The organism is Aquaspirillum serpens DSM 68, from assembly GCF_000420525.1.
GTDB lineage: Bacteria > Pseudomonadota > Gammaproteobacteria > Burkholderiales > Aquaspirillaceae > Aquaspirillum > Aquaspirillum serpens.
Window position 1 is genome coordinate 1 of record NZ_ATVC01000068.1, and the last position, 13,188, is coordinate 13,188.

The 13,188-nt window shown below is 50.8% G+C and carries 17 protein-coding genes; 2 read left to right on the forward strand and 15 right to left on the reverse strand.

Going from position 1 to position 13,188, the window contains the following annotated elements:
* Positions 1-129 precede the first annotated feature (129 nt).
* Positions 130-531: a PIN domain-containing protein gene (locus G465_RS0111130; protein WP_022654541.1), complete on the reverse strand. Its 402-nt coding sequence runs from the start codon at positions 529-531 to the stop codon at positions 130-132.
* Positions 521-721: a hypothetical protein gene (locus G465_RS14550; RefSeq protein WP_022654542.1), complete on the reverse strand. Its 201-nt coding sequence runs from the start codon at positions 719-721 to the stop codon at positions 521-523. The genes G465_RS0111130 and G465_RS14550 overlap by 11 nt, the downstream gene beginning before the upstream one ends.
* A gap of 310 nt (positions 722-1,031) precedes the next feature.
* On the opposite strand from G465_RS14550, the gene G465_RS15570 reads away from it, so the two are divergent.
* Positions 1,032-1,196: a helix-turn-helix domain-containing protein gene (locus tag G465_RS15570; protein WP_022654543.1), complete on the forward strand. Its 165-nt coding sequence runs from the start codon at positions 1,032-1,034 to the stop codon at positions 1,194-1,196.
* An 84-nt stretch (positions 1,197-1,280) separates the two neighbouring features.
* Here the strand turns inward: G465_RS15570 and G465_RS0111145 are convergent, their stop codons facing one another.
* The 6 genes from G465_RS0111145 to G465_RS0111170 all read right to left on the reverse strand — a co-directional run bounded on the left by G465_RS0111145 (position 1,281) and on the right by G465_RS0111170 (position 3,988).
* Positions 1,281-1,718, reverse strand: coding sequence for a DUF488 domain-containing protein (locus G465_RS0111145; protein ID WP_022654544.1), 438 nt, complete (start codon positions 1,716-1,718; stop codon positions 1,281-1,283).
* A gap of 2 nt (positions 1,719-1,720) precedes the next feature.
* On the reverse strand, positions 1,721-2,326 hold the full coding sequence (locus G465_RS0111150; RefSeq protein ID WP_027405413.1) for a DUF488 domain-containing protein: 606 nt from the start codon (positions 2,324-2,326) through the stop codon (positions 1,721-1,723).
* Complete coding sequence (locus tag G465_RS0111155; protein WP_022654545.1) at positions 2,323-3,030, reverse strand: dual OB domain-containing protein; 708 nt, start codon at positions 3,028-3,030, stop codon at positions 2,323-2,325. Before G465_RS0111155 ends, G465_RS0111150 begins: the two co-directional genes overlap by 4 nt.
* Positions 3,031-3,218: 188 nt before the next feature.
* Entirely contained in the window at positions 3,219-3,347 is a 129-nt protein-coding gene (locus tag G465_RS16390) for a hypothetical protein (protein ID WP_281166793.1), read from the reverse strand.
* A 51-nt stretch (positions 3,348-3,398) separates the two neighbouring features.
* Complete coding sequence (locus tag G465_RS0111165; protein WP_022654547.1) at positions 3,399-3,731, reverse strand: type II toxin-antitoxin system PemK/MazF family toxin; 333 nt, start codon at positions 3,729-3,731, stop codon at positions 3,399-3,401.
* Complete coding sequence (locus tag G465_RS0111170) at positions 3,731-3,988, reverse strand: AbrB/MazE/SpoVT family DNA-binding domain-containing protein (RefSeq protein ID WP_022654548.1); 258 nt, start codon at positions 3,986-3,988, stop codon at positions 3,731-3,733. The genes G465_RS0111165 and G465_RS0111170 overlap by 1 nt, the downstream gene beginning before the upstream one ends.
* A 179-nt stretch (positions 3,989-4,167) precedes the next feature.
* Here G465_RS0111170 and G465_RS14555 point away from each other — a divergent pair, with 179 nt between their 5' ends.
* The gene (locus G465_RS14555) at positions 4,168-5,064 is read left to right on the forward strand and encodes an Rpn family recombination-promoting nuclease/putative transposase (protein ID WP_022654549.1); all 897 of its coding nucleotides are present in this window, start codon (positions 4,168-4,170) and stop codon (positions 5,062-5,064) included.
* A gap of 205 nt (positions 5,065-5,269) precedes the next feature.
* Here the strand turns inward: G465_RS14555 and G465_RS0111180 are convergent, their stop codons facing one another.
* The 7 genes from G465_RS0111180 to G465_RS0111215 form a co-directional block, all read right to left on the reverse strand.
* Entirely contained in the window at positions 5,270-5,650 is a 381-nt protein-coding gene (locus G465_RS0111180) for a helix-turn-helix domain-containing protein (RefSeq protein WP_022654550.1), read from the reverse strand.
* Between the two features lies 1 nt (position 5,651).
* Positions 5,652-6,002, reverse strand: a complete 351-nt coding sequence (locus G465_RS0111185) for a type II toxin-antitoxin system HigB family toxin (protein ID WP_022654551.1) — start codon at positions 6,000-6,002, stop codon at positions 5,652-5,654.
* Between the two features lie 352 nt (positions 6,003-6,354).
* Positions 6,355-6,906: an REP-associated tyrosine transposase gene (locus G465_RS0111195; protein ID WP_022654553.1), complete on the reverse strand. Its 552-nt coding sequence runs from the start codon at positions 6,904-6,906 to the stop codon at positions 6,355-6,357.
* Positions 6,907-7,183: 277 nt separating this feature from the next.
* The gene (locus G465_RS0111200) at positions 7,184-7,663 is read right to left on the reverse strand and encodes a hypothetical protein (RefSeq protein WP_022654554.1); all 480 of its coding nucleotides are present in this window, start codon (positions 7,661-7,663) and stop codon (positions 7,184-7,186) included.
* 240 nt (positions 7,664-7,903) lie between these two features.
* On the reverse strand, positions 7,904-8,479 hold the full coding sequence (locus tag G465_RS15840) for a hypothetical protein (protein WP_155846547.1): 576 nt from the start codon (positions 8,477-8,479) through the stop codon (positions 7,904-7,906).
* A 138-nt stretch (positions 8,480-8,617) separates the two neighbouring features.
* Positions 8,618-8,839: a hypothetical protein gene (locus G465_RS0111210; protein ID WP_022654556.1), complete on the reverse strand. Its 222-nt coding sequence runs from the start codon at positions 8,837-8,839 to the stop codon at positions 8,618-8,620.
* Positions 8,840-9,326: 487 nt separating this feature from the next.
* On the reverse strand, positions 9,327-13,188 hold a 3,862-nt coding region (locus G465_RS0111215), incomplete at its 5' end, for a beta strand repeat-containing protein (protein WP_022654557.1).

Here is a 13,188-nt window from a genome sequence, read left to right on the forward strand (position 1 = left end):
GGGGGAGGGGTAAAAAAAACCGCCCCACCCAGTTAAGGGCGAGGCGGTTCGGGATTACATACGGCGGTGTTTTGCCGTTTGCCGATGTGGTGGGTACGGAAACGTGGTCACTTCATACATAAGAAATAATTACAGAAATGGATTTACCAATCTCATTCTTTCATCAATTAGCATCCCATGCTGCATATCTTCAGAATACAGAATATCACAATCATTTTCTAAAGCAGTAGCAACAATCAGACTGTCGTAGTATTGCAGTTTATAGCGTGTTTGTAGTTCAATCGCTTGATGAATGGTTGCTAAACCGAAAGGTACAAATACAGCATATTTTTCAATTATTTTTAGAGATGATAATAATTCATCTGGAGTCAATTTTAGTTTTTTAATACACACATTAGTAAACTCATTAGCAACTTGAAGCGAGATGATAGGTCTATTGCTGAGTATTTGTTTAGCACGTGTTTTTTTAGTGATGTCATCGGATAGTAGATACAGAATAATATTTGTATCTGCAAACACCTTAGCGTGCATTGGCTTCGTCCCGATTAAATGGTTGTGAAGCTAGGTCATAATGAAAACGATCAAAACAGCTGTCAATATCACTGATTTGCGTTTCACTTGCCTCAATGACCACTTTGACGTGTTTATTCTTTAACTGCTCAAAATTGGGAATACGCAGAAATTCGCTCACAATATCAGCTTCAAAGGTGATTGCTTGCATGGCGTATCCTCGTATGGGTTAATTAGCCTTATGGTTATTGTAGCATAAAAGCCCCCCTTCTATTGCTCTACCCTAGGGCGGATAAGCGTAGCGCATCCACCGAGATGTAGCGTGGGCACGGTTTTGTGCCCACGAAACCCACGCCGCCGAGGGGAATAAAAAAAACCGCCCCACCCAATTAAGGGCGAGGCGGTTCGGTGTTACGTGCGGCGGTGTTTTGCCGTCTGCCGGTATCGGTTTTGTTGGATTGTCAGATAGCCGGCATTCCAACGTTCACCGATTTGGTGCAGTGTTGGGTTGCAAGCCCAAGATGAGCAAAGCGGACGTGCGCAAGGCCGCGGCGATGCTCATGGATCCGACGATCACCAAGGCAGAGGTCGCGCGGCACTTCGGGGTGTCGCGAATGACGTTGAATGAGGCCCTCAAGCGCGAGGGCTACGGGCTGAATCCAGCGGCGCGCGTAGAAGCGACGTGAGCCAATGCCAGCTTGCTCGGCAATAAATGTGCCACTCATTCGGCATGCGGCACGTGTGGGTAGTCTGTGACTTTGGACCTTCGATCATATGATGTGGAAAACCTCAACGTCGCCCCAATGTGACTTGAGGTACTCGGCGACAAGCCGTCGGTGACAATGATGCGGCTTGTCCTCGCTGCAGAGTAGGCAACCGTCCGCGATCACGGCGGGGTCAACCCTCTTTTCGATCTCCCGCTTGCGCATCAACTCCAGAAACTTCTGCTCGTATACGGCCCAGTCACCCTTGTTCTTCTTGTACTCGTCGAGAATGTCCTGCGTCGGGGCCAACTCTGGCACATGGACGTAGTCCATATGGCAAATCTCGCGCAGGAAGAACTCTAAGTCATTGCGTTTGGCGAACCCCGCCAGCTGAGAGACGTTGTTGAGGCGGACATCCACGACCCGCTTCGCCCCGGAAAGCTTCAGCTTGGTGAAAAAGGCTTCCGCCGACTTTTTGGTGAACCCGATGGTAAACAGCTTCATGATCACTTCTGCTCGGCGAGGGACTCGTCAACGTACGCAATTTTCTCTTCTTGCAACTCACAAGCCTTAGCTATAAGCTCATCCCGGCTATAAAACATGTCTTCCTGCGGAAGTCCGACCAAATCGAGCAGCCGGGACATGGTCTGTGCATGCGTTTCGGTACTTCCGTCCGCGAGGATATGAACGATGGACACCCCGCGCTGCTCCAAAGCACGGCTGATCAACAAGGTGCGGTGGCAGTCCAGTGGTTCCTTCTCCGCACACATCAGGGCGATGCGATACTTCTGCGCACCGGTCAACACACGTTCGATGCCGGTCTTGAAGATCGAGGTCCTGGCCAAGCGACCATAGCGGACCTTACCGCCTTCGTAACAGGAGAGGTCGTCTGATCGAGCGCCCAGTTCTTTGCCGACGAAGACGTAAGCAATGCCGCGCTTCTTCAACTCGGCCGACAGGACGTCCTTGTTGAACTGCGGGTTATGGCGACTAAACGGACTAGAGCGAACATCTGCTAAGGCGGTAACGCCGTTCCGTTCGAGAAGATCGAGAAAGTTATCGATCGTGTGATTGGAATGGCCTACGGTATAGACAGTTATTGGACTGCTCATGGCCGTACCCGTTCACGTTGGATCACTGCAGCCACTAGCTTGTATCGGCATGATTCTCCGTTCTGTTTCTGCAAGGGCTCCCCGAGGCTTATACAGAGGCAGCATTCACCGATCATGTACGTTCCATCAGATCGCGTTTTGTATTCGTGTTCGATGACCGGATCGGTCACCCAAAGCGCATACTCTATGCCACGATACTGAAAGTGAGCCTGGACACGGCGATTGGAGTTTCCAAACGCCTCCCCGGGCGCAAATACCCTCAGCTCTAAAGAGGGGACATGGATCAGGAAGAGGGAGTTCGGCAATGCATCTGCATCGGCTTGAAGAATCTCGTCGTTCGCGCCGTTGTACGTGCTGCGAGTATTCGTCCACAGGGTCGCCGGATTCTCGACATAGCGCTGGAGCTCTACCCAACCGACCTGACGGACCTTCGTCCAATCGTCACCAGGATCGAGCAACCAGTTCTCCGTCTGGCAGGCGTGCGGCTGATGCCGGATCAACGGAACATCGATGATGTCGAGCACTCGCGGGTCGCTGCCGTCCTGGTATTGGCGCTCGTCTTCGGAGACTTCCTCGGTCGGCCTCCCACTGACAGGTCTGATCCAAGGACCGGGACCAGTAGCCAGCACCTCCCGCCCGGCTATGCAACGGCCGGACATCTTCTTTGAATTAGCGAGGCAGAGAATGCGCTTTACGACGGTCATTTACGACTCCTGCTTCTCGTCGAACAGGCAAGCATGAAAACACGCCTGCTCAAGACGGAAAAATACCGTGGGGGACTCATCACGGCAAAAAAACCACAAATACTTCATTACATTACCCGCCCCACTACGCCCCAATCGCTTCCTCACATGTCATCCGGCGGTAACGTTTGTAGGATACAATCGTATTTTTATTGCTCGTGGTGCCGTGTGTCAAAAAACCGCCCACCCAATTCAGGGCGAGGCGGTTCGGTGTTACGTACGGCGATATTTTGCCGTTTGCCGGTGTCGGTTTTGTTGGGTTGCCAGATAGTCGGCATTCCAACGTTTACCGATTTGGTGGGCATAGAAACGTGCCCCCCTACCGGGCTTTAATTAAAGATCGGCGCAATTTTGGCGAGTACCTCGTCAAGCACAGACTGCGGTACGCTTTCAAGTTTGCGGCCGTGGCGCGAATCAATATCGAGTGCGCGGGGTTGATCGCAGCGCACGATGCCAGTCGTTTGTGTACCCGATCCTATAAGAGAAACAGCAAAACCCGCTGTGCGAGCAAAATTGCCGCCACTGGTAATCGGCAATACGACGGGCGTTCGTGTTAGCCGGTTAAACGCTGTCGGTGATACCACCAGCACAGGGCGAGTATCCTGTTGCTCGTGACCTGATGTCGGATCAAGTGAAACGAGATAAATATCACCTCGCTCCATCACAACAGCTCGCCACCAACCGCAGGTGCCTCAAGCCATTCACGATCTTCCGCCGAGATCTCAGCATTGGGATCACACTGAGCAAGCAACTCTTCGAGCGTGTAATGTGGCCGTGGATTCGGATTAACCACCAGACAGCCATGGTCGATCGCAAGCCCTACCGTCACACCGGCGTGTAGATGCAGTTGGTCAAGAAAAGCAGGGGGCACGGCCAACATGACCGAACCGCCAACCTTACGTAAACTTGTCGTGTGCATGAACCGCTCCTATCCATTAAGTTATATTAAAGTATAACTTAATCTTGCCTTTGTATCCAACTTCTCGCTGCTTCACCGAGGGGTAAAAAAACCGCCCCACCCAATCAAGGGCAGTTCGGTGTATTCGGCTTATTGCTCACAAGCTACAATCAGCTGTTACCCTCAGCCCCACTCCCATCATGCTGCCGCTGCTCGACCCGAAGAACGATTACATTTTCAAACGTCTCTTTGCCCAGTCACCCGAATTGCTGTCTGATTTGATCAATAGCATCCGCTACGATCAACCGCCGATTACCATCACCGATATTCTTAATCCCAATATCTCCGGTGAAGACCTCCACGCCAAAGAAATCGTGTTGGATGTCTTGGCCAAAGATGGCTTTGGCGTGCAATACAATATTGAAATTCAGGTGCGGAAACAGACGTATTGGGGAGAGCGAAGCTTGTATTACAGTTCGCGTCTTATCAGCGAACAGTTAGAAAGCGGTCAATCCTATCGCGAGATGAAGCATGTGATTTGTATTCATCTACTGGATTTTGATTTATTCCCTGAACATCCAGAACAAGCTTCATGGCGGTTTGAACTGCGCGATCAACATATTCCCGATGTTGTCCTCACCAAAGCACAGCAAATTGATATTCTGGAATTAGACAAAGCCGACCGCCTCCAACTGGCCCCAACAGCATTAAAGAACTGGGTCGATCTGTTTGAACACTGGCAGGAGCAACACATCATGGCACAGCTGACACACACACCGGTAATGACTGTCTTGCAATCCCTAGAGCAAATGAGCCAAACCAAGGAAGAACGGTTACGGGCATTGGCGCGAGAACGGGCGGTGTGGGATTACAACACTGACATCATTACTGCACGGGAAGAAGGCAGAGAAGAAGGCAGGGAAGAAGGCATACAAGCCATGCAAACTCTCCTCCGAACATTGATCGAGGCACGGTTTGGTCAGCCACTACCGGATTGGGTGTTGTCGCGGTTACGGGCGGCGACGCCGGAGCAGTTGCAGCAGTGGGGGGTATCGTTAACGCAGGCGCAGCGGTTAGAGGATATTTTCGAGGGTTGATCAGCGCTGTTACCGTATGTAGGGGCAGGCCTCTGTACCTGCCCTTTGATGGTCAAGTTTTTCGCCCACCAAACCCATTACCAATCACATCCCCGAAAAAAAAACCGCCCCACCCAATTAAGGGTGAGGCGGTTCGTATTACGTACGGCGGTGTTTTGCCGTTTTGCCGCTGTGGTGGGCACAGAAACGTGCCCATCCTACCGGGCTAGGCAACCAGCTTCACCTTTGGCGGCTGGATCAGGCAGTCTGCAGGAATGCCCAGCTTCTCGTGCAGCTTCCAAATCATGTTCAGCGTCAGCGGGCGCTTGCGATTGAGGATCTCATAGACCCGATTCAGGCGACCGATCATAGGCACCAAATCTTTGGGCGTTAGCCCAGCCTGATCCATACGGAATTTGATGGCTTCGACCGGGTCGGGAAGTTCAATCGGATAGTGCTTAGCCTCGTAGACTTCAACGAGCGTCAGCAAAATTTCAAAGCGGTCACCATCAGGGGTGCCGGGGGTCGGTTCGTTGTCGAAGTAGGCCGAAACTTCGCGCAGCGCAGCTTTGTAGTCCTCTTCGGTACGGATCGGGCGAATGTCCATGTCAGACCTCCATCTCTACGGTTTCGGCGTCTATGGCATCGTACTCTTTGTGGGTGCCGATGAACTTCACATAGACCGCTTGGTAGTGGTAGGCAACTGAGACCACCAGCCGGTAGTCGTTGCCTTTGATGTTGAACACCACGCGGCGATTTTTGAGGATACTCGCACTTCGATACTGCTCTTTGATATCGGCAGGTTGCGTCCACGCGGCCTTCTTAGTCTCATCAACCCAGGACTTGAGTGGCTGCTCAGCATCTGGGTGCTGTTCCCAGAAGGCACGGAGAAATTTGACGGCAACGATGTTCATGCGGTTATTATAGTCCCATATTGGGATATAGCAACAGCTGATCATCGTGCTCACGGTTGACTTCCTCCTCGCCCTAAAGAGCGGGGATTCCTTCTGCAAGACGGCGAGGTGTAGTGGGCAGGTGCTCCCCACAAAGTAGCGTGGGCACGGTTTTGTGCCCACGAAACCCACGCCGCCGAGGGGAATAAAAAAAACCGCCCCACCCAATCAAGGGCGAGGCGGTTCGGTGTTACGTACGGCGGTGTTTTGCCGTTTACCGGTGTCGGTTTTGTTGGATTGCCGAACAGTCGGCATTCCAACGTTCACCGATTTGGTGGGCACAGGGATATGCCCGCGCAATCCACAAAGTAGGGTGGGCACGGTTTTGTGCCCACCAAAAACAATCATGTTTATGTGATCAAGTAGGTTCCCCGACGGACAGGTCATCGTCATCCATCCCCCCAGCCCAATCCAATGGATAAAGTCCATTTTTAACGTCACGGTGAAAGGTTGAGTAGGGCCAATCAGAAACACGGGATACCAAACCATGTTTTACAGGGTTGATATAAATGTAATTCAGGTGATTGGTAAAATCCGTTTCCGAGTAGATGCAATGTTCCCAATATCGCCGTTGCCAAAAGGTCGATTCACGATGTTTCAATTTTGAGGCCGTCATCCAATCGGGGCGATGGTATTCACCAGCGCAGGTCATCGAAACATGGCGTTTGATCAATGCCCACCGTTTGGCAAAGTTCGCATCATCCGGCGGCAAGGTCCATAGGCAATGCAGATGATCGGGCAATAATACCCAAGCGTTGATAGTAAATGGATAGCGGGCGCGTACGGTTTGGATGGCGTTGCGTAAAGCAGCGCGCACCGGTGCATCGCATAAAATTGGGCGGCGGCGATAGGTGACCACCGTGAAAAAGTAGGTTCCACCGGCGATGGAGAAACGTCGATATTGTGGCATGGCATCATTTGATACGGTCAGATCGGTGAGGATGATTTTATGCCCATGCAATCCCCACACAAAGTAGGGTGGGCACGGTTTTGTGCCCACGAAACCCACGCCGCCGAGGGGAATAAAAAAAACCGCCCCACCCAATTAAGGGCGAGGCGGTTCGGTGTTACGTACGGCGGTGTTTTGCCGTTTGCCGGTGTCGGTTTTGTTGGGTTGCCAGATAGCCGGCATTCCAACGTTCACCGATGTGGTGGGCACAGAAACGTGCCCACCCTACCGGGCTTTTTCACAAAAGCGGTGGCAACAATTTTCTTAAATCTTGGAGTACAAGACTAGGATTTGGCTGAGAAATAGGATGAATCTGTAAATTTGTTACAGGTGCAAAATAATTAGCAATTTCTTTCAGCTGAAGCTTGGCGTGCCCACACCATTTATATTCTATGGGTATCAAGAACACCTGATCGTTGTTAAACAGTTGTTGAATAATAGCCAATGAGTCATTTTTTGGCTCGCGTGTTGGACAGAATGCAGAAACAACATGGGTTACATGATGCCCATTTCCGCCAAGCGCATTTATCCTGTTTTGGTATGCGGTTATGTAACCAGCTTGACCTAAATCATCATTGGATTGAGGTACAACACAAAAATTTTTTCCCGAAAATACAGAAGGACAACCTCCAAAAAACTTTTTTTTATTAAAAATACCCTGAATGAGGTGTGTTTTACCCCAATTATTAAAGCCTGTAATTAAGTAAATTTTTGCCATAACCGTCCTTGTTTAAAAGAAATTTATAAATTTTCAAGTTTCAGCACAGCGTTGGGTTGTACGCAACCCAACCTACGAAGCTCCTTTTATGTAAAAAACCGCCCCACCCAATGAAGGGCGAGGCGGTTCGGTGTTACATACGGCGGTGTTTTGCCGTTTGCCGTTGTCGGTTATGTTGGGTTGCCAAACAACCGGCATTCCAACGTTCACCGATTTGGTGGGCACAGAAACGTGCCCAACCTAAGGTACCATATTCCAAATTTGAGATAGTTGACTGTTGGGTGTTACTAGAAGTCCACCATATCTGGTGTAGTTAATTGGTATTGGAATATGAAAATTTAATAAATTAGCGTTTTCGAGTGAAAATCTCATGTTAGCACGAGGTATCTGAGAATAAGTCTGCATTCTTGGATGGCGCACAACAGGCGTAACATTCCAACCTGATACAAGTGCCTTGATGGAAGCTCCTGCTGCATTGGCTTGGGCCACAAAAGCATGTGGATAAACAATGCCTACACCCACATTCAGCTTTTCACATTTATTAATTCTACCAATAGCAAATGCTGCGCCGCCTCTCCAAACATAGAGCAGAATGTCATGCGGACCAGGGGCAATCAGTCTTTTTCCGGGACCGGGATTAAATGCTTCCAGCCATCCATATTGCCAACCATTTTTAAGCAAACCAGGATTGAAGTTCCATTCCTCATAAGCAAACCCAAAATTCCCATAATGTGAAGATATCGTTTCTCTTGCTGACCCTGTTGGGAATACCCAACCTGAACTGTTATCGCATACTCGACATAAGAATTGTGCCATAATAAAAGCCTTTTTAAAAAATTTCTATAATAAACCTTGCACTTTTAAAAAATTAAGAAAAAATAACTAAAAAAAAATTCGACCAAAAAATGTAAATCTGATGCGGCGAGCACAGAAACGTGCTCGGGCTACCGAGCTTCAAATGAAATCTATCGATAGAACCTCACCGGTGTCATTTACCTGATCCCAAACACAGTTGACTTCCGTCACTGTAGAACACGCTTTGCACACAATTTCTCCAAAGCCGGAGTATTGGATCGTATGATTTCCGGACGGTTCTGATTGCTCAACTTCAAGCTGAGTTAGATCAAATTCAATCTCTGCTCCACACTCATCATTACTGCAGGTAATCGTTGGCATTTGTCTCCTCCTTAACTAAAAAACCCCACCCATCTTTCGAAGGACGGGGTTTCGATTACTTCAAGCATCTACCCAGAGCATGTGGTGGGCACAAAAACGTGCCCACCCTACCGGGCTACCCAGAGCATGTGGTGGGCACAGAAACGTGCCCACCCTACCGGGCTTACGCCGGCTTTACGTCGAGTTTTTTATACCATAGAAATAACCCAAAGTCAATTTAAAGTTAGAAATTGCACCCGATTGCAGTATCAACCCACAGAGTAGGGTAAGCACGGGTTTTGACCCCCACCCAGCCTCCCCCTGATTTCAGGGGGAGGGGTAAAAAAAACCGCCCCACCCAATCAAGGGCGAGGCGGTTCGGGATTACGTACGGCGGTGTTTTGCCGTTTGCCGTTGTCGGTTATGTTGGGTTGCCAAACAACCGGCATTCCAACATTCACCGATATGGTGGGCACAGAAACGTGCCCACCCTACCGGGCTTTCCAGATTAGAAGAACAGGATCTGGTTGGTGCCGAAGTTGGCGTAATCAGCGGCGGTCATACCGATGCGAGCGATTTCCACGAACGTATCAGCAGATGTCAGAACGTCACCGGCTGCATTGTCGGTTTCGGTATTGACGATACCCACTACTGCCTGACCATTCGTAGCGTCAAAGAAGATGGCGGTTACGACTGCACCGTCTGCTACATTCAACGAGCTTGTACCCATTGCAGTAGCCCAGCTAGTAGACACCACACTGGTCAGTTTCATAACTTGGCTAGTGTTCGCAGCCAAGTTCGCGTTGGTATTAACTGCTTGGTTATATACAGTCACAACCCCCGCAGCGGTTGCTGCAATGGCACCTGTGGCAAAGGTAGTTGCTTCAAGGCCTGATCCAGTAAATGCACCAGCAGTTAAGCCAATGAAGTCATTGTTTGCCGTTGTTGTAGCCGCACCAACCGTGAAACCATTCACAGTATCCACATTGGCTGCCCCATCATGAGCAAAGCGAACCTGATCATTACCACCCGTCGTCAGATTGATCACATCATTACCGGCAGCGCCAGTGATCGTGTCATTCTTAGCCGAGTCAGTGATGATCGTGCCAGTCGCAGCGCCGTTGATGGTCAGACCTTCGGTAGCAGCCGCTGCATTGACAGTAAAGCCAGATGCATTGAAGTTACCAGCCGTCAGCGTGATCGCCTGCGATGTGCTCGCAGCACCAGCGCCAGAAAGATTCAGTGTCGGGGTGTTACCGCCAATGGTTGCCAGATTAACCGTCAAGCCGCCGGTGAAGTTAGTACCCGTACCGGTGTTCAGGTTGATGGTGGCAAGTGAAGCCGAACCTGCGTTGACTGTTACGTTGTCAATGTCGTTCGATGCAGTCACGTTAACCACGCCACCCGCTTCACGAGCAGACAGGTTCAACGTCGTCACAGCGGCGGACAGATTAACAGCAGTACCACCAGCGTTGTTAGCGAGGTTTTGCAGAGTAACCGTGTTATTCGAAGTTGCGAACGTGAATGCATCGACACCGGTCATCAGGTTGGCATTGATCGTTGCTGCACCAGCAGTGTTGCTGGACAGGGTAACTACGCCGGTATTCGTGGTGGCATTGATACGCTGTGCAGTCAGCAGGTTGTCTGCTGCAGTCAGTGTCAGGTTTTGCGAACCACCGATAGTGATTTGATCAGTTGCAGCCGTACCGAATTGACCAGCTGTCATAGTGATATTAGCGGTGTTGGCTGACGTGTTGCTGTTGATTGTCAGAACATTGATGTCATTTGTACCACCACTTACGTCCAGAGTTGCGCCGGTAACGCCATTCAGATTCACGGTCAGGGTGTCAGTGGCAACGTCGGTCAGCATATCAACACCAACGGTCATTGCGGAGTTGACGTTAACCGTCGTGCCGCTACGCACATCGTCCAGATGTGCAGTACGGCCAACACCGGAAACACCGATCGTTTTGTAACCATTCGCACCAGCCAAGCTAACGCCGGTTGTATTAGTAAAGCCAGTGGTATCACCCAACATTTCGAAGTTCAGCGTTTCAATGTTGGTCCAGTTGGTCGGAGTAATGGCGCCAACCAGCTGACCATTCAGAACGTCGGCATCGGTCGTGGAAGCATCAACCAGAATGTCGTTGGCGTTCAACAGGCCAGCACCACCGGTGACGGTGTCGTTGCCGGTACTGAAGAACACGCCAGGCTGAGCAGCCAGGTTGGTCGAGGTCGAGGTCACGATATCCTGACCTGCAGTCAGGGTGAAGGTGTTACCAGTTGCAGGAGCTGCACCGCCGCCAGTCGAAGCTTGACCGGAGGTTGTTAAAGAACCAACACTTGCTGCAGCTGTTGTGGTGTAAGCAGCATCAGCAGTCGCAGTCGCATTTGCTGCAGTGAAGATGTTACCTGCGGTTGCAGCAACAGTAATCGCACCACCCACACCAGCCGCTTTAGTAACCAAAGCTTGACCAGATGCGTTGCGGATATTCACTGCAGCGGCAGTTGCCAACAGATCATTCACATTGATCGCGCCGCTACCAGCGGTCAGACCAGTGGTATCAATCGTCAGGTTGATGGTATCGCCAGTGCCGATGTCTTGTACACCAGACAAGCTGTTACCAAAAGCATCAGCACCGTCAGTCACGATACGGAACAGGTTAGCAGTGTTTACCGAAGTACCTGCTGCTGCGTTAGCATCAATCGCCTTGGTCAAGAAGTCAGCAGTCAAGTCGATTTGGAACGACTGAGCATTTGCGCTGGTTTTTACCAAGTTCATCACGTTGAAGCCAGACACGTTTTCCAAGTCTTGGCCAGTCAAAGTCGCGCCATTTTTCACAACCAACACGTCCAAACCGTTGCCACCGCTCAGGGTTTGCATACCGTTCAGTGCATCGGTCACGATCACAGTTTCACGACCTTCACCACCGGTCACTTTCACTGCACGAGAAGCGGTCACAGTGGTCAGATCGATTTGGTGACGGCTGTTGGCTTCGTCAGCAACAGAAGTGGTGGAATCGTTTTGAACGATCTTGTTGGTGATCACTTCAAAAGAACCAGCATCAGCACGGCCAACAAAAGCGTCGTCTAATTGAACGCGGGTGTTTTGTGCGCGCAGGTCTAATGCATCCAAACCTTTGCTGTTCAACCATTCGGAAGTTTGGATCACAACTTGGCCCAGCGCAGCTGTGCCAGCGTAATCGATTTGAATGGTATCAGTACCTTCGCCACCGTCGATGGTGTCGCTGTTGTTGAAGAAGGTGCCGTTAGCGGAAGTGTTGGTCTGGTTGAAGATAAAGGTGTCGTTACCTTTGCCACCGGACAGATTGTCGTTACCACCGTTCACCACAACTTGATCGTTGCCTTCGCCACCGATAAAGGTGTTGGCCACTGCGGTTGCTGTGTCGGTGAAGGCAACGTTCACGTTACCTTTGGAGCCAGAAGCGTCCACTTTGGTCACTGCGGAACCAACGTTCACGAAAGAAACGTGTTGTGTGTTGTCGTTAGCTGGTGTGCGAGCCACTTCCAGACCACGAGTACCAGCAGCGGTAGAGATGATGCGGCCTTCGCCCAAAGCAGCAGTCGCTTCAGCATTGATCACCACTTCTTTCAGTGTGGTGTTGGTGCCGGTGATGCTGTCGATAGTAGCGATGGAGTTGGTGCTGGTGCCGGTCGAAGCAACAACTGCTTTTTCGATACCAGCATTGATGTTCAAGGTACCAGCGCGAACGTTGGTCAGGTTGATTGCTTGTTCGTCATCAGTACCGGACACAGCAGCAGCACGGTAAGCCGCGTTAACAGTACCAGCCAAGCCGTTCACTGCGGTGCTGTCGTTGATCCAAGACAGGGTTGGCAATGCTTTGTCAGCAGCGTCACGAACCAAGTTGCGAATGGTCAGAGTTTCGCCGGTGTTAATTTGGTCAGCAACGATGGTGGTCACGTCAGTGATTTCGTTTTGACCTTGGTTGACGTTGTAGTCAAAGGTGGCGTTGTTGTTGGTACCCAGTTTCAGGGTTTCGATGTTCTTGATACGAGCACCGCCGCCGTAGTTGGCTGCTGCGCCGCCGTTAACCAAGTTAACGATCAAGGTGTCGTTACCTGCAGCGCCGTCGATGATGTCGGAGCTGTTCAGGGTGGTTTGGTCTTGGTTACCAGTGTTGGCACCAGCCACTGCGCGGAAGTTGTCGTTACCAGCGGTACCAGTCAAGATGTCTTGAGCAGTGGTCAACACGCGGTCTGCACCTGCTTCGTTACCGCCGGTGGTACCGGTCAGGCTTTCGATAGCGGTGGTCACGGTTGCAGCGTCATTGGTCACAGCGTCCAGAATGGAAGTGCTGATCTCGTTGCCTTTGTTGCTGTCAACATAA